Below are 16,399 nucleotides of genomic sequence, written 5' to 3' on the forward strand. Positions count from 1 at the left end.
CTTACCGGAGGTATCGCTTTTGGGAAGTTGAGGGAGTGCAATGGCGTTCCGCCCAACGGAGACCATTGCCTATATTAATCAGGAATAAAGGGGATAGAATAGTTTCTAGGCTAGGGATGTTGACTGACTTAATTTTTCAAGCTGCCATATCACCATGAATGCTTTAACCGTCAATCTGCAATCAGTCCTGGATCTGACAGATGAGCAGTTTTTCAAGCTATGTCAAGCAAACCGCGACTTGAGGTTTGAACGCACCGCCACGGGAGAACTAATTATTATGCCACCTACAGGGGGAGAAACGGGGAATAAAAATGCGAGAATTACTCAACAATTAATGAATTGGACGAATGCTGATGGTACTGGCATTGCTTTTGATTCCTCGACTTGTTTTAAATTGCCTAATGGTGCAGATCGTTCCCCTGATGCGGCTTGGATAAATTTGGAAAGATGGAATGCTTTAACTGAAGAAGAAAAAGAAAAGTTTCCCCTCATTTGTCCTGATTTTGTAATTGAGTTACTTTCTCCAAATGATAGTTTGAAAGTTGCTCAGGAAAAGATGAAAGAATATATAGATAACGGTGTAAGTTTAGGTTTTTTAATTAATCGTAAATCTCGACAACTGGAGATTTATAGACAAGGAAAAGAGGTTGAAGTGTTAGATTCTCCTGCTACGGTTTTAGGGGAAGATATTTTAAATGGTTTTGTGTTGAATTTGGGGATGATTTGGTAATAACTCAAGTTGCTGGATCTTGAATAGCCTGATCATTGCCTTTAGCGATCGCCTTTGATGCCATATCGCGTGAAAATTTGCTCAAGCCTCAGCTACTCAGTAAGAATTTCCGATAAAAAAACTGATCTGCTTGGGGAAGAAACTAGGATAATGAAGCATAATTAACCTTTATAGCTTTGAGCGATCGCCATCAGCCATCAGCTGAGATGGTAAAGTCTTAAGGCTTGTGATTCAACTTAAGTAATTGACTATGAATACAGCAAATATTGCGCCAGCTATACGTATCGGAGTATTGGGTTTCGGTGGACTCGGACAAGCAGCCGCCAAGGTACTGGCTGGTAAACGGGAAATGACATTGGTAGCAGTGGCAGATCAAAAAGGTTATGCTTACGCTGGTGAAGGTTTGAATTTTCAAGATTGCATTGCAACCTACCAGTCTCAAGGGTCGGTAGGTTATTTAGAACCCATTGGGAATTTAAGCAACAACAGTATTCAAGATTTAATCGACAGCGCACAGCCTGTAGATGGGTATTTCTTGGCTTTGCCTAACCTACCCAATGATTTTATTCCTTCTGTAGCACGCCAGTTTATTAAATCTGGTTGGCGCGGTGTGCTGGTAGATGCCATTAAGCGCACCAGTGCTGTAGAACAGCTAATTGCTATGAAAGACGAACTGCAAGCAGCCGGGATCACCTATATGACAGGCTGCGGTGCAACACCTGGACTGTTAACCGCCGCCGCCGCCTTAGCCGCCCAAAGCTACGCCGAAGTTCATCAAGTAGAGATTACCTTTGGTGTCGGTATTGCCAACTGGGAAGCTTACCGCGCCACTGTTCGGGAAGATATTGGACATATGCCTGGTTATACTGTGGAAGTTGCCAGGGCGATGACTGATGCAGAGGTAGAAGCACTACTAGACAAAACTAATGGTGTGCTTACCTTGACCAATATGGAACACGCCGATGATGTGATGCTAGAGTTAGCAGGGATAGTAGATCGCGATCGCGTGACTGTTGGTGGTGTAGTCGATACCCGCAACCCCAAAAAGCCCCTCAGCACTAACGTTAAGGTGACAGGACGCACCTTTGAGGGTAAGATTTCTACTCATACCTTTACCTTGGGTGATGAAACCAGTATGGCAGCTAATGTCTGCGGTCCTGCTTTTGGTTATCTGAAAGCTGGTAGACAATTACATCAACGCGGGATGCACGGCATATTTACAGCAGCTGAAATTATGCCCATGTTTGTAAAATAAAGGATGAGAGTTTAGTTGACACTCCTCAATTTCAAGACAGGGGAGTGTCAATTTGGCTATTCTGTTGACCCTTCATTGTTAAAATCTTCCCTGTTGATACTGTAAAGTAAAGCCTCAGCACCAAAGATGGCAATCACACTCTGTAATTTTTCCCCTAACTTCTCAGCCACCCGCCTAGAAGCTTGATTTTCTGGGCGGATTAAGCTGATTAAACGAGATTGTCCTAAATTTTCAAAGCCATATACCATCGATGCCTTTGCACCTTCGGTAGCATAACCATATCCCCAGTATTGTTGCCGTAAAGCCCAGCCGATTTCTAGTCCGGGCCATCCTTCTGGTTGCCAGCAGCCAATCCTACCAATCATTTCACTACTGGATTTTTCTTCAACTGCCCACAGCCCATAGCCACGTAAATGCCAATGTCCCAGCATCATCGCCATACTGCGCCATGATTCCTCACGGGATAAAGGTTTTCCATTACCGATGTAACGCATCACTTCTGGATCGCTGCACATATTAGCATAGGCATCAAGGTCTTGCTCACCAAAAGCGCGTAAAATTAGGCGAGATGTGGAAATTTGGGGAATTGACATCGCCGTTGGAAATTTAAGGAGTCTGTTCATAATCTAACGATTCTTCATTTTTAAAGAACAGCAGACGTACAGCGAGAATGGCAAAACCCGCAGCAGCGATCGCTTTTAATAACCGGGTGGGTAATACCTCTGCAACTGCACCCCCAGCTAATGCACCAAGAAAACTGGCTAAGAGTAACGCCGCCGCACTACCAAAGAAGACTGCACGCACAGACTGACCACGACCAGAAAGTGCGATCGCGGCTAGTTGGCTTTTGTCGCCTAATTCTGATATGAAAACTGTAATAAAACTCAGTCCTAAAAGATGCCAATTCATAATTTTGGGGATGTAGAAGTAAGGAGTAGGAAAGGGGGAAGATTAACCGTGTAATACATCCCAGAACAGCATGACGGAGATGAAGAGTAACATCACTCCGGCGGATTTGTCTAAAGCTTTGGGACTAAGTTGTTTAGAAATCCAACTACCTAACAGTACCCCTAATAAGCTGGTGGTGATTAGTGCAGCCCCAGAACCCAAGAATACTACCCACGGGGAATGAGATTCTGCACTCATTAATAAAGTTGATAGCTGTGTCTTATCACCAATTTCTGCAAGAAAAATAGTAATAAAAGTAGTACCGAAAATAACAAATGGTGATTCCTGCTTTTTATGACTATCAGCACTAGCTACAGGCTGAACTGGCTCAATGATGGCGGTAGCAAGGTGAGATTCATTGCTTGCTATTAGTTCTGGCTGGTTTTCAGACTGAGATAAGCCAGAAAGGGTCACAGGTGCAGAGTCAAGTTTCACAGGCAGTAGTTTTTTAACTAGTTTGTTTTCATATTCTTCTCATTTTCTCAGATTTTTGTAATAAATTGCAACTCTACTGCAAAAAATGCAATTTTCATGTCACTGAAAGGATACCAGTCTAGAAACTGGTCAACAGTAATAGGAATTGGTAGCGATTGAATCATGTATCTACCTTCATTTGTCAATACTGTGGTGGACACAATTGCTTTACTTGTTGAGGTAACTTTTGACACATTTGTTGGAAAGTTTGTGGATAGAGTTGCCACAAAGCGAATAATCCTACACCCGTACTCCCCATTAGTAAGGCTAATACACCTGCTACAACTAATAAAGATTTACGCCGGTGGCTGGGTTTTGTAGGTGGGGGTGGACTGGGTTCTTCTGTGAGTTCTAAATCTAACAGGGCTTGAGAACTTTCTGCCAAGGTAGATTGGGGTGCTATTTCTGCTAAGGCCGATTCTTCTATTTCTGGTGGTTCTAATTCTTCTGGAATCTCTACTAGGGGCTGTGGCTGAGGAATCGGCACTAAATAATCTTTACTGAGACGGCAGAGGGTCAGCACCACTGAGATATTATCATGACCATTTTTTTCGTTAGCTAACTCAATCCATTGATTAACAGCATCTGCGATCGCCATTTCACCTTTTAATATAGGTACTGCGTAATGCTGCCAAGATTTTTCTACCCAATTGTGATCACTTAAACCATCAGAACACAGTAATAATATGCCATCTTCCTCTAAAATCAAGCGTTTAATCCCAAAACGTAGAGAATCGGCATCTTTACTGCCCAAAGCTTGCGTGAGAGCGTGAGCATCTGGTCTTTGGAGTGCTTGATGATACAAACTCCGTGCCGAACGAACTTCTCTAGTGGCTACATCATCATCTACTGTCAATTGTTGGCAATATTCATGAGTTATCCAGTAAGCGCGGCTATCACCCACATTCACCAAGTAAAGTTCATGGGCATTCTTTGATTGCCAACCAGATGGTGTTAGCACTTTTTGCGGGACTTGTACAGCCATGACGATAGTTGTCGCCATTCGTTCTCTACCTTGGCGTTTTTGCTCGTCATTGCGGTAGCTAATAACGTTATTCACTACCCGTAAGCACGCCTCTAGTTGTTCCTGTAACAAGTTGGGTGGTAATATTTGCGCCTGTTCTGCTACCTCTGCTAATAAAGCACGCATTTGTAATTTTAAGGACTGCACTGCTAGTTGACTAGCAACTTCGCCACCTTGATGTCCGCCAATACCATCGCAAACAATTGACAGAGTTGATAGTAATGAATCCTCTGAATTATCCAGGCTATGAGGAAAGCAAGTATCTTCATTTTGTGTGAGTTGCATTCCTGTATCTGTCGCACCTACTACCTGGAGAGTCAAGGGTAATTCGCCTGCGGTTGAAAGTAACAAGGTATTGAGTTGAGTAGCAATAGTATCTAACTCTATGTCAGAGTGATTCATCTGCTGGACTATGTTGCTTAATTCTCCGGCAACTGGGATTTTGGCAGATGCCACTAGAGGCTGCCAAGCATGGGCTAAATCCCCCAAACTAGGCTGTTCTGTAACTGTGATGGCGTGGAGTTCTAATAGTCGCACACACCAACCCTGGACTCGCAGGTTATCTGCAATCAATAGACTTTGCCCAAGTCCTAGTTCTGATAAAGGTTTCCAAAGTTGGAGAATTTGCCAAAGCCAGTAGACTTGTCTGACTGCTGTTGCTTGTTCCCACGCACCACTAACAGAGGGATAGAGATTTCCCTGTTTATCTATGGGGACATTTTCTAGTAAGAGGATATCATCTTGGCCTTCTTCCCCAGAAGAAACAAATCCATAGGCTTGGGGGAGATGCAAATGCTCTGGGTATAAACGGAGGTAGGGGATAATTACGTCTGGTAATTCTTTGGGGACATCTGGCGACAATCCCGACTGAGTGTCTAGCCAAACTTGAGGTGCTATTACCTGATATCTATCTGCTACTTTTATACCTGGGTTAATCTTAGCTGCTAATGAGCCAGTAGCCCAGAGATAACGGTAAACCAAGGGAGTTTGGCAATTGGCACAAACAATATCACCCACAGAATTAATCGGGCGATCGCAGTTGGGATTAATACAATAAATTACTTGCTCTGTAGAAATCATAAAAGTATTAATTTAAAAATTGGTGTTATCACGTTAAGGATCGTTACTTTGTTTAACTTATTTGAGACGGCTTGTTCAAAAATCCCGTATTGTCAGAGGTTAAGGCAAATGAGTCTATAAATCTTATGTATAAGTGCTTCCTTGAGCATCTGGAACAATCCCTGTTTCAAAGGTTTAAATTGCAGAGTCGCTCAATCCCGGCAGGACTAGAGTATCAGGTGAGCGATCGCGGTAGAAATCCCGCTACCATTCAGAGCTGGTGCTATCAGTGTCCTGAGTATCGGAAAATCCGCTATACTTACATTGATGCAGGCGCAAGCGCCCAGATCCTTAATAGTGTAATTTATCCTAATCACTACTACGAGTTACCCTTACTTGGCATCGACTTTCTGTCTTTCGGTCAGATCAAAAATCTGATTGTCATGGATTTCCAGCCTTTATTTCAGGATGAAGCTTACCTGAGAAAGTACATCCACCCTTTGCAGACATTACATCAGAAGTATCCAGACCTTGTACAAGACCTGGAAATGAAATTTTATGATGCGAACCAATATTTCTCAAAATATCTGTTGTTTGCCAAAACCGATGCAGAAACGGTGAAAACGCGGGTGTTTGAGGCATTCAAAGATTATTTAAATCTGTACTGGCAGATGCTCGCAGAAGCTAAACCCCTGACTGATCAATCAGACATTCAACGGATTGTCAAAGCCCAAAAGGATTATGACCAATACAGTGCCGAACGTGACCCAGCCTCTGGTTTGTTTAGTAGCTATTTTGGACATGAATGGTCAGAGCGGTTTTTGCATGAATTTTTGTTTGAGGATGCTGTACCGTTAGCGACTAAGGCAGCCAAAAAGTAATTTGAATTTACTAAATGCAATAGCAAACGATACCACCCCAGATCACACCCGGCGATTAGTAGTGCTGCGCGATTTATGTATCGTGATTGTTAATTTTGAATTTGGAGCAAAGCGACGTGACTCTCTATCAGCCATTTTTGGATTACGCGATCGCGCTTTTACACGAACGTCTAGACTTGCAGCCTTATCCCATTCCCGTTGGGTTTGAGTCAAAACAGGCAATGGTAGGCAAAGGTAAACATCAAGAAGAAGTTTTAACCACCAGCTACGCTTATCAATCTCCCAAACTCCGGCAAATCCGAGCCGCCCATGTCCAGGGGGGTAACTCGCTGCAAGTGTTAAATTTTGTGATTTTCCCACACCTCAACTATGACCTGCCCTTCTTTGGAGCAGATTTAGTTACCTTGCCAGGAGGTCACTTAATCGCGCTGGATATGCAACCCCTATTTCGGGATGATCTAGAGTATCAAGGGAAATATACCCAGCCCATACTGCCAATTTTTCAGGCATATCAGCAGCATTTACCCTGGGGCGGCGACTTCCCCGCAGAAGCCCAGCCCTTTTTCTCTCCCGCGTTTCTCTGGACTCGACCCCAGCAAACTGAGGTGGTGGAAACCCATGTTTTTGCGGCTTTTAAGGACTATCTCCAGGCATACCTGGATTTTGTTGACCAAGCAGAACCCGTAACCGACTCCCGACAAAGAGCAGATATTCAGGAAGCTCAACTGCGTTATCTGCACTACCGGGCAGAAAAAGACCCAGCACGGGGAATGTTCACCCGTTTTTACGGTACTGAGTGGACAGAAGAATATATCCACGGCTTTTTGTTCGACTTGGAACGAAAGTTAGCTGCAACGAAGTGACAGGGGGAGCAGGGGGAGCAGGGGGAGCAGGGGGAGAAAAATACAATGCCCACCCACTCACTACTCACTACTCAGCACTCAGCACTCAGCACTCAGCACTCAGCACTCAGCACTCAGCACTCAGCACTCAAGAACAAAATCAGGATTGTAATGTTTCTTTACACTCCTGTTCATATTTCTTTTTACTGTACAAACGTAAAGATTTAGAGCTAATCTTCAGCCAGAGGTATGTATACTCTGCCTTTGATACTGAATTGCATTCCTCACCAGTTAAGTTTTTCCGCCATTGTAAAAAGTTCTTGATAATTTGTAATAAATAATGATCCAACGACATAGTATAAACAAAAATATAGACAAAACAGGTGCAACTTGTTTGGTTGCCTGATGAGTCAAGTTCTATAATTATTAAGAACTGTAAAAGTTTCCAAGCTTCCTTGTGGGAAGGAAGGAACGCATCTCGCAGGTCACTGTTCTATATTTTTTTCGGCTGTTTAAGGCTTGTTTAGTCTAAGCTAACCGAATTTTGTTTTGACCTAAATTGTCCGCAACTTAAACGAATTAGGAGATTGAGTTTATGTTCGACGCATTTGCAAAGGTTGTCTCCCAGGCTGATGCACGGGGTGAATACCTGAGTTCTTCTCAACTGGATGCTTTGAGTGCAATCGTTTCTGATGGCAACAAGCGCATGGACGTTGTGAACCGTATTACCAGCAATTCATCCACAATTGTGGCAAATGCAGCTCGTTCTCTGTTTGCAGAGCAGCCCCAGTTGATTGCTCCTGGTGGTAATGCTTACACTAGCCGTCGGATGGCTGCTTGTCTGCGCGACATGGAAATCATCTTGCGCTACATCACCTACGCTATTTTCGCTGGAGATGCAAGCATTCTAGACGATCGCTGCCTCAACGGTCTGAGAGAAACATACTTGGCTCTAGGAACTCCCGGTGCTTCTGTAGCAGCAGGCGTTCAAAAGATGAAAGATGCTGCGGTTGCGATCGCAGGCGACACCAATGGTATCTCCAGAGGCGACTGTGCCAGCCTCATGTCTGAAGTAGCAAGCTATTTTGACAAAGCTGCTTCTGCGGTTTCCTAAATCAGCTATTCATCGATTTTTTTAATCAGCTTCAGATAGCTGAAGCGATTGCTAAAAGCCATTTCATCAAACAAGATTATTGGGAGAAAATCTAACATGAAAACCCCTTTGACCGAAGCAGTAGCTGCTGCTGATTCCCAAGGACGCTTTCTCAGCTCCACCGAAATCCAAACCGCATTTGGTCGTTTCCGCCAAGCTAAAGCAAGCTTAGAAGCTGCAAAAGGATTGAGCGAAAAGGCTTCTAGTCTAGCTTCTGGTGCTGCTAATGCTGTATACAGCAAATACCCCTACACCACCAGCACCTCTGGCCCTAACTTTGCTTCTACCCAAACTGGCAAAGACAAGTGCGTTCGTGACATCGGCTACTACCTCCGTATGGTTACTTACTGCCTAGTTGTTGGTGGTACAGGCCCAATGGATGACTACCTAATCGGTGGTATTGCTGAAATCAACCGCACCTTTGATCTATCTCCTAGCTGGTATGTTGAAGCTCTGAAATATATCAAAGCTAACCACGGTTTGAGTGGTGATCCTGCTGTTGAAGCAAACTCCTACATCGACTACGCTATCAACGCACTCAGCTAGTAAGCTGCTTCGACCCGGAGGGGTATGCAATGACTGACAGAAGTTAGTGATTGTTTACCGCTCCGGGTATTGTTTTTTATAGTTAAAATTCAAAAGTCAAGTAGATTTGTTAGTTTTGGATTTTGAATTTTTGAAGATTCTCTATGGACAACGAATCTAGCATTCGAGATGATAACCAATTAACTGTAGAGCAGGCGATCGCAAATCTCCAGGGTGAAGATTTGGGATTGCGCGTGTATGCTGCTTGGTGGTTAGGACGGTTTCGGGTGGATGTCCCAGAAGCCATTGATGTATTGATTACAGCACTAGAAGACGATGAAGATCGCACCAATGCTGGTGGCTATCCCCTGCGGCGAAATGCGGCGAGAGCATTAGGAAAACTGGGGGGAAAACGGGCAGTTCCGGCATTGATCCGGTCGCTGGAATGCTCTGATTTCTATGTTAGGGAAGCCGCAGCCCAATCTCTAGAGATGTTAGGAGACTTATCCTGTATTCCTAGGCTGATCGAGTTGCTCAATAATCAAGTTCCGGGAACGCTACCAGCACCAGAACCACCCCAGCTTACCCAACCCTTCGATGCCATTCTAGAAGCATTGGGAACATTGGGGGCAATCGATGCCATTCCCTTGATTGAAACATTTTTAGATCACTTCATTCCCCGGATTCAGTATGCCGCAGCACGGGCAATGTATCAGCTAACCTCAGAAGCAACTGAAATATCCAATCAGTATGGCGATCGCCTCATCCAAGCACTAGCTCACCAAGATTTGCAGCTACGTCGGGCAGTTTTGGCAGATTTGGGAGCAATTGGGTATTTACCAGCAGCCGAAGCGATTTCTGAGACTCTGGCAGAAAACAGCCTCAAGCTAATTTCCCTCAAGGGTTTACTGGAAAAGCAATTGCTACAGTCTACACCACCCGATTTATCCCCAGGGGCAATAAAAGTAATGAAATTAATGGATGCGCTATTGTAGCAGAAAGAGCGAAAATGTAAAAGGTATAACTTATCGCGTCCCTTCTCCCTCATGGCTGATTACCTTGACACTCTAATTCGTGCAGTAGAAGACGCAGATTCTTCTCTCCTTTTGCAAGAAGCTGTAAAAAACTTGGCAGAGGCTCGTTTAGAAGGAGCAATTCCCACCTTGATTGCCTCTTTGAGCTACAACAATCCAGGTGCAGCCGTGGCGGCTGTGGATGGGTTAATTCAACTTGGAGAACCCGCAGTACCGTTTCTGTTGGAGCTACTGGATAACCATAACTACACCGCCAGAGCTTGGACAATCCGCGCCTTGGCAGGAATTGGCGACCCCAGAGGGTTATTGACCTTGTTGGGAGCAGCCACGGCTGACTTTGCCCTCAGTGTCAGACGGGCTGCTGCTAGAGGTCTAGGAATGATGAAGTGGCACTGGTTTCCTGATGAACTCTTAGAAATTGCCCAAGCAGAAGCAATGGATGCCCTGCTATTTGTGGCTCAGGAAGATGACGAGTGGGTGGTACGCTATTCAGCCGTAGTCGGCTTACAGTTTCTGGCCGATGCAATTGCCGTGACTTATCCAGAGTGGCGATCGCAAATCCACTCACAGTTTGAACAAATGGCTGTCAAGGATGAAAGTTGGGCAGTGCGTGGGCGTGTCTGGATGGCACAGCAGCACCTCCAAGCAGAAACTGTTCCAGTTCAGCCCCAAATAATAGACGATCAACCCTCACCATTGTCCTCTATGGACTGGCAGAGGATTATGGAGGGTTTGTACGGGCGCAAAGACCAGGAACGGCAAGTGTTAGCAGAAGGAGATCCACGTCGATATCGAGAACTGGTCGTGGCGATCAATCAAAAGACTGGTGATGCTTAACCTATCAGACATCTCCAAAAAAAATTGTAGAGACGGAGCATCGCTACGTCTCTATACAAGTTTAAAAGGTTTGCCCTTTGGTAACTGGATCTGAGAAAATCGAACATGAACATTTAAAATCTGTACTTTAGGAAACACAACAAATATGGCTGATAATACAGAAATTACCTCAATCGATGAAGCTAACCCTGAAGAATTGACCGAAGCGATCGCTGAATTGGAACAATATCGGGAACGCCTGGTTAGTGACACCCTATCAATGGCACAACGCGCTAAAATCATGAAGGCACAAGCACTTGCTAGTCTGCAACCTCAGCTAGCCCAGATTGATGCAACTCTGGAGGCACTCCGCCAGCAGCAATCAGTCTAATTTGACCGATGGTAACTAGATCATTTAACAATCACGGTGATAGGGAATTTGTGATGAGTCACTCGCTCAACTCTAAAACTCCAGCAATGGATGATCCAATGCTGCGAGTTCAGGCTGAAAATGATGATCTGGTTCAGAGGGTGAATGAGCAGATTACTCTAGAAACCTTCGACTCTACAGATCAGAAAGTTCTTAAACAACTGGTGGAAGGTTTGGGAGATACCCGTGGATTGGTGCGACTGCGGTTTGCCGAAACCTTGGGCGAAATTGGTGAACCGGCAACCCCATTTCTAGTTGAGGCTCTAGCAAATCATGCTAATGTCGTTGTGCGGCGGGCTGCGGCTAAAACACTTACAATCATCTCTGACTCAAGTGCTGTACCAAACTTGCTTCATGCCTTTCTGAACGATGAGGATACGGTAGTCAGAAGTTCATCTGCTGGAGCGTTAGCAAGAACAGGAGAAGCTGCTGTACCCGCGTTGCTTGAAATTCTGGCATCCAACGAGCATTCTGAAGATATTAAAGGTCACGCTGCATGGGCATTGGCGTTTATTGGCTCAGAAGCAGCAGACTATCTGTACGAAGCATTGAACGCCGCTTCCCTTGATGTGCGATGTGCTGTAATTGGGGCTTTGGGTCATGTAGCGCAGGAGCAGTCAGACGAAAAGTCGTGCAACCTTCTGGTTTCAGCCTTAACTGACCCAGAATCGGTGATTCGTACAGAAGCAGCATCAGCACTGGGACAAGTGAATTATCCCCCTTCTGTTCCCCATTTAATTCTGGCAATTCAAGATACTGATTTAGACGTGAGGAAGGCGGCAATTAATTCCCTCGGCAAAATTGGCGATCGCAGTGCGTTAGAACCATTACAGGCAGTTCTTAATGATCAACAAGAAGTAGTGCGAATTTTGGCTAAACTAGCGATCGCGCAAATTGAACGCCAATCAGAAGATGACTGGTAGCTACATCCGGGAAAGAGAGCCAATCTTAGCAACCTTCTCCTTATCAAGTCCCTTCAGTTCATCCAAATGTAACCATCCCTGTTTCACCAGAGTTGCAAACACAAATACGAGAACTGAATAGTTGTAATCATACTTGCCATCAATCTCGTGTCTTTTGGCACTGAGAAAGTTATGCAAACTCCAGATATCTTCTAACTTGCAAACCTTATCCGCGTTGTCGCGAACCTCCTGAATCAGAGCGTTGATTTCCCGCTCGTATGCTGTTTGAAATGCGGTTTGAGCAACTTCTTGTTCTAAATCAGACCAACTAACTTCGTTTACCTTCATGCGCTTATCTTAAGATACCCTTTTTAGCAAGAGTATCTCTACCTATATTAATTACAGATTTTATACGGACGTTACAGGACAAGACAATGCTATGCCCTGATTGTAGAGAGTGTACCTCTTGCATAAATGCTGAAGCTGTCATGTTGAGCGAAGCGAAACATCTCAAAGATTCTACATTTCGTTCAGAATGACACATCTCATTTTCGGACTTTTGCAAGAGGTCTAGTGTACTGAATCAGACCACAGATTTAGGATGAGTGGGGAGATGAGCTTAATAAGCCTATCTCCCCATTTTCCAAGTGTATTTCTTTAACAGTATAAAAGGAGAATTACTCCCGTACTAGCGAACCAAATTGAGCAACTCTTTTGGAGATGCCAGTAAGTCGATCGCTACGAAAAAGATTTTATTATCAGGAGTAAGTAAGAATCTCCATGCCATGTTCATCCCAACACCAGCACCGAACCAAGGAGTTTGTACTTTACCTGTGACTTTGATTTGAGTGTAGCCATCCTCTGCGGGTTCAGAAACACCACGCTCTGGTATCAACTTCAGGTTTTGACAATCTTCTCTCAGAAAACGATAGACGGCATCCTTACCTGCGATCGGTTTTTGAAAAGGAGGTTGTAATGCACCATCGGGAGTGAATAACTCTATCAACGCATCAAAGTCATTGGCATTTAAGTTATCCATGTAACTTAGGATGGTGGGATTATCAACACCTTCAATAGCGACTGGAATCCGTTCAGCCATTTCTTTCGGCACAGCAACAGCTTCACTCACTTTGGTGTAGCTGCCCAACTTATTGGGGTCAAAACCCATATCAAGTACAGAATTACGCAGAACGGTAATTTGCTGTCCAGACTCTAGACCACGAATTGCTTGTAGAACTGCTGCGGCATTTGCCGATAGCCGATATCCTTCTGGAATCGGAGCGATAATACCTTGCTCCATCCACTGTCCCAACTGATACCAAAAACCAAGCTTGATATTGGCAGACCATATTCCGTAGGCACGACAAATAGGCGTATCAGCACGGTTTGCTAGGTCGCACATCACCTGAGTTTGTTCCCGGAACGACATTTGCTTCAGTTGATTCAATGTTCCTTCTGCAAATACCATGTTTGCTGCTCCTGGTGCAGCAATGGTGATTGTTTTACCCATTTCCAGGTAAGCAAACCAAATGAGAGCTAGCTGATCTTCAGCATTAAGTTGACCGAAGCGGGCAATGGTTGCTGGGACTAAATCGGCAGCAAGCGTTTCGGGAAAAATACCACGAGCTGAATCAATGGTAAAAGGCATAGGTGTACCTTGACTATGGGTTTAATGAGTATCAAGCTAAACGCTTAAAAAGCGTTTACAGCTTTAATTAATGTATACATAACTAGTATTATTAACTATTTGTAACAAAAAGTAAACAAAGTTAATGAAATTTTGTAGCTGTTTTGACAGCAATAGCAGGAAAAAGCTTACTTGCAAAGAAAAAATATCCCATCGCTCTGGAAGGTGGGGTATTTTGGCACGCTAATATCTATATAGTGATGCGATCGCCAATTTCGGTGATAACATCAACTAGCAACCATGAAATAGTGGTTAATTGAGACTATTTGCAATTCATCAGCGATCGCTACGCCCTAGTCATCGCACACCATTAAAACGGTTGCTGATAGAGTCTTGACTACTCTGTTTTGGCAGTGAGGAGAATGATTTGCTGCCGTTGGAGCGATCGCACATTCTCTAAACTAGCGTCAATTCTCTGCAAGATTTGATTGACTGTTTGATTCTCATCACAGGCGAGGAGAAACTGCCATTCTGCATCATTTAGACGCACAATCTGATAGTCGTGATTAAAGAATTGTTGACTATCTCGCCATCCCTGAATGCAAGGACTTGGTTCGGGTATTGCAGACAGCAACTTGGCATCAGATGCCCAATCTTCTCTGGTGACGGGGCTGCGTCCTAAGAAAAACTCGTAGTGGGTAATGGCTGGCGGATCGAGTAGTTCAATCAACCGATAAAGCTGGCGTTGGCTCAAATCTTGAGAACGTTCAATTAGTTCTGGTGCTTTACTAATCAATCGCTCTAAATCCCAAATCTGCGGATTAGAAAAGCCGAGAAACTCTAATCCTGACGCATCAATCAACTCAAACAGCGTATTGATGTTGTAATCAATCTCTTGCGGATGCACATACATATCTGCAAAGTAGCCATCCCGTTGATTTTCCCAAGACCAACGTTCTTGTTCGCGTTTTCGCAGGCGGTTCTCTTCGGGTAATGCTGCAAACAGTTGTCGCCCAACTGCTACACCGTCAGTATAATCACCGCGTTTCTCACCTTGTAGTAGTGCGATCGCCTCTTGCATTAACTTGATTTCCCAACGTCCCAGTTCACCGTACACAAAAATGTGCATGATCCCACCAGGGGCTAACTTCTTGGCTAAAGCTTGAATCCCGCGAATCGGATCAGGGGTATGGTGCAGAACTCCCACACAGTTAATCAAATCAAACTCACCCGGAAGCTGCTCGGCATCAAATAAACTCAGGTGATGAAATTCTACCCCTGTAGCCCCTGATTTTTGGCAACGCTCTTTAGCTACAGCCAATGCGCCAGCACTCAAATCAATCCCCACAACCGCCGCATCAGGGTTGAGATGCACCAAATATTCTGTTCCTACGCCAGTTCCACAGCCAGCATCGAGGATGCGGACATTGTGATGTGAGGGTTTTTGTCCGGTGCAGAAGTTATACGCTGTCAGCCAGTTCCAACGCCAGTTATAACCCGGAGGTGGTTCATCTAATAACGGTTCTGGCGGGAATGGATAGGTATTGTAGAGTTTGGCAACTGCTGCACTAATTGTTTGAGAATCTGACATGGCTGGAGTAGAGTAATAAGATTTGATTTTTTAATTTAATGCCTTAATAGTCACTGTCAGCTACACAAAGCCCCTTACATTTGATGCCGTTTGTAGCTGTGCGCTGACAATGAGGACAGAGAATTTTTTCTGTTTCTGGAGCAATATTTTGACTGGTGCTGGCTTGTGGTTTGTCTGCGTCGGTTTGGAGATTCACGGTTATTAGGATAAAGAAACTTTTTGCAGTTTATCTTTACATTTTACAAACCCAAATTTTTTTCCTATCCCCTGTCACCTGTCCCCTGTCACCTATTATTGTTCTCCTCTCTGAAACTTCACCGTCATCTCTAGGCGAGACAATGCACTAGTCGCTGACTCGCGGACATAGGAATCGGTAGATTCATCCTGAATTAAAGATGTTAACACCTCTACACCTCGGCGATCGCCAATTGAGGCTAAAGCATTTACTAGGGAAATTCCCAGTGCGGGGTTATCTGTGGTTTGCAATGCTTCAATCAAAACATCCACAACGGGAGTACCAATTTCACCCAACGCCATCACGGCGGCAATATGCACCACAGGATTGGAGTCATTGAGGGCAGTCTTTAAACCCTGCACACCTTCTTCTGAAAAGGGAACATCTGGATGATTAATCGCCACTTGAGCCAGTGCTTTGGCGGCACTTCCCCGTACTGTGACATTTTCACTGTTAAGCAAAGCTGCAACCAGAGGAGTTACCGCATCATGGCCGATCGCGCCTAAAGCTTTCACAGCTGCTCGTCGATAGGTGGTATTTTCCTCATCAAGAATGCTCATCAGTCGGGGAATCGTTGTTGCATCAGGATTCTCAGCCAAAGCCCACATTGCTAGGTCGCGCAGGTGTGGGTTGGGGTGTTTAAGTTGTTGGAATAATTCTTCTGTAGACATAACAAATTTTAACAAAATAGATTATCAAAAATGTGCAAATAATGTGCAATAAAATCTTGACTCAGCACCGGCTAAACGCCCCACTACCGCTAACATAACTCAGCACTGGCTAAACGCCTCGCTACCGCTAACAGCACCCCTTACCCCTTACTCATTACTCATTACTCATTACTCATTACTCATTACTCATTACTCATTACTC

The 16,399-nt window shown here is 44.5% G+C and carries 20 protein-coding genes; 11 read left to right on the forward strand and 9 right to left on the reverse strand.

Translation table 11 applies throughout. The annotated features are described in order from the left end of the window. Positions 1 to 154 precede the first annotated feature (154 nt). Complete coding sequence (locus ACM0OR_RS04660; protein ID WP_414575191.1) at positions 155 to 730, forward strand: Uma2 family endonuclease; 576 nt, start codon at positions 155 to 157, stop codon at positions 728 to 730. Between the two features lie 250 nt (positions 731 to 980). Next, positions 981 to 1,985 carry a (S)-8-amino-7-oxononanoate synthase BioU gene (gene bioU, locus ACM0OR_RS04665; protein WP_237992318.1) on the forward strand — a complete coding sequence of 335 codons (1,005 nt, stop codon included), beginning with the start codon at positions 981 to 983 and terminating at the stop codon, positions 1,983 to 1,985. Between the two features lie 56 nt (positions 1,986 to 2,041). Here the strand turns inward: bioU and ACM0OR_RS04670 are convergent, their stop codons facing one another. The 4 genes from ACM0OR_RS04670 to ACM0OR_RS04685 all read right to left on the reverse strand — a co-directional run bounded on the left by ACM0OR_RS04670 (position 2,042) and on the right by ACM0OR_RS04685 (position 5,511). Continuing rightward, positions 2,042 to 2,578: a GNAT family N-acetyltransferase gene (locus ACM0OR_RS04670; RefSeq protein WP_414575192.1), complete on the reverse strand. Its 537-nt coding sequence runs from the start codon at positions 2,576 to 2,578 to the stop codon at positions 2,042 to 2,044. Positions 2,579 to 2,591: 13 nt separating this feature from the next. Then, a complete protein-coding gene (locus ACM0OR_RS04675) occupies positions 2,592 to 2,894 on the reverse strand; it encodes a TMEM165/GDT1 family protein (RefSeq protein ID WP_414575193.1) in 303 nt (100 codons plus the stop codon). Between the two features lie 42 nt (positions 2,895 to 2,936). Continuing rightward, a complete protein-coding gene (locus ACM0OR_RS04680) occupies positions 2,937 to 3,368 on the reverse strand; it encodes a TMEM165/GDT1 family protein (protein WP_414575194.1) in 432 nt (143 codons plus the stop codon). 181 nt (positions 3,369 to 3,549) lie between these two features. Beyond that, positions 3,550 to 5,511 carry a protein phosphatase 2C domain-containing protein gene (locus ACM0OR_RS04685; RefSeq protein ID WP_414575195.1) on the reverse strand — a complete coding sequence of 654 codons (1,962 nt, stop codon included), beginning with the start codon at positions 5,509 to 5,511 and terminating at the stop codon, positions 3,550 to 3,552. A gap of 125 nt (positions 5,512 to 5,636) precedes the next feature. Between ACM0OR_RS04685 and ACM0OR_RS04690 the strand changes: the two genes are divergently transcribed. The 8 genes from ACM0OR_RS04690 (at position 5,637) to ACM0OR_RS04725 (ending at position 12,094) form a co-directional block, all read left to right on the forward strand. Next, a complete protein-coding gene (locus ACM0OR_RS04690) occupies positions 5,637 to 6,371 on the forward strand; it encodes a 15,16-dihydrobiliverdin:ferredoxin oxidoreductase (protein WP_414575196.1) in 735 nt (244 codons plus the stop codon). 116 nt (positions 6,372 to 6,487) lie between these two features. After that, the gene (locus ACM0OR_RS04695; RefSeq protein WP_414575197.1) at positions 6,488 to 7,234 is read left to right on the forward strand and encodes a phycoerythrobilin:ferredoxin oxidoreductase; all 747 of its coding nucleotides are present in this window, start codon (positions 6,488 to 6,490) and stop codon (positions 7,232 to 7,234) included. Positions 7,235 to 7,808: 574 nt separating this feature from the next. Then, positions 7,809 to 8,327: a phycocyanin subunit beta gene (locus tag ACM0OR_RS04700; RefSeq protein ID WP_190702999.1), complete on the forward strand. Its 519-nt coding sequence runs from the start codon at positions 7,809 to 7,811 to the stop codon at positions 8,325 to 8,327. A 96-nt stretch (positions 8,328 to 8,423) separates the two neighbouring features. Then, on the forward strand, positions 8,424 to 8,912 hold the full coding sequence (gene cpcA / locus ACM0OR_RS04705; RefSeq protein ID WP_190703001.1) for a phycocyanin subunit alpha: 489 nt from the start codon (positions 8,424 to 8,426) through the stop codon (positions 8,910 to 8,912). A 143-nt stretch (positions 8,913 to 9,055) separates the two neighbouring features. After that, positions 9,056 to 9,886 carry a HEAT repeat domain-containing protein gene (locus ACM0OR_RS04710; protein ID WP_323265299.1) on the forward strand — a complete coding sequence of 277 codons (831 nt, stop codon included), beginning with the start codon at positions 9,056 to 9,058 and terminating at the stop codon, positions 9,884 to 9,886. A gap of 51 nt (positions 9,887 to 9,937) precedes the next feature. Further along, entirely contained in the window at positions 9,938 to 10,762 is an 825-nt protein-coding gene (locus ACM0OR_RS04715) for a HEAT repeat domain-containing protein (protein ID WP_323265298.1), read from the forward strand. A gap of 145 nt (positions 10,763 to 10,907) precedes the next feature. Beyond that, positions 10,908 to 11,132 carry a hypothetical protein gene (locus tag ACM0OR_RS04720; RefSeq protein ID WP_323265297.1) on the forward strand — a complete coding sequence of 75 codons (225 nt, stop codon included), beginning with the start codon at positions 10,908 to 10,910 and terminating at the stop codon, positions 11,130 to 11,132. A gap of 8 nt (positions 11,133 to 11,140) precedes the next feature. Next, positions 11,141 to 12,094: a HEAT repeat domain-containing protein gene (locus ACM0OR_RS04725; RefSeq protein ID WP_414575198.1), complete on the forward strand. Its 954-nt coding sequence runs from the start codon at positions 11,141 to 11,143 to the stop codon at positions 12,092 to 12,094. Here ACM0OR_RS04725 and ACM0OR_RS04730 read toward each other — a convergent pair whose 3' ends face one another. Beyond that, entirely contained in the window at positions 12,095 to 12,421 is a 327-nt protein-coding gene (locus tag ACM0OR_RS04730; protein ID WP_190703010.1) for a hypothetical protein, read from the reverse strand. It abuts the gene before it with no gap. A 340-nt stretch (positions 12,422 to 12,761) separates the two neighbouring features. Continuing rightward, the gene (locus ACM0OR_RS04735) at positions 12,762 to 13,721 is read right to left on the reverse strand and encodes an orange carotenoid-binding protein (RefSeq protein WP_323265295.1); all 960 of its coding nucleotides are present in this window, start codon (positions 13,719 to 13,721) and stop codon (positions 12,762 to 12,764) included. Between the two features lie 143 nt (positions 13,722 to 13,864). Here ACM0OR_RS04735 and ACM0OR_RS04740 point away from each other — a divergent pair, with 143 nt between their 5' ends. Then, positions 13,865 to 14,020, forward strand: a complete 156-nt coding sequence (locus tag ACM0OR_RS04740; protein WP_414575199.1) for a hypothetical protein — start codon at positions 13,865 to 13,867, stop codon at positions 14,018 to 14,020. A gap of 77 nt (positions 14,021 to 14,097) precedes the next feature. On the opposite strand, the gene ACM0OR_RS04745 is transcribed toward ACM0OR_RS04740, so the two are convergent. From ACM0OR_RS04745 to ACM0OR_RS04755, 3 genes are all read right to left on the reverse strand, one after another. Then, positions 14,098 to 15,291 carry a class I SAM-dependent methyltransferase gene (locus ACM0OR_RS04745; RefSeq protein WP_414575200.1) on the reverse strand — a complete coding sequence of 398 codons (1,194 nt, stop codon included), beginning with the start codon at positions 15,289 to 15,291 and terminating at the stop codon, positions 14,098 to 14,100. 43 nt (positions 15,292 to 15,334) lie between these two features. Then, a complete protein-coding gene (locus ACM0OR_RS04750; RefSeq protein ID WP_414575201.1) occupies positions 15,335 to 15,487 on the reverse strand; it encodes a hypothetical protein in 153 nt (50 codons plus the stop codon). 95 nt (positions 15,488 to 15,582) lie between these two features. Continuing rightward, positions 15,583 to 16,197 carry a HEAT repeat domain-containing protein gene (locus ACM0OR_RS04755; protein ID WP_414575202.1) on the reverse strand — a complete coding sequence of 205 codons (615 nt, stop codon included), beginning with the start codon at positions 16,195 to 16,197 and terminating at the stop codon, positions 15,583 to 15,585. Between the last annotated feature and the right edge of the window lie 202 nt (positions 16,198 to 16,399).

Origin of the sequence: Anabaena sp. CCY 9402-a, assembly GCF_963920945.1 — a bacterium.
Lineage (GTDB): Bacteria > Cyanobacteriota > Cyanobacteriia > Cyanobacteriales > Nostocaceae > Trichormus > Trichormus minutissimus.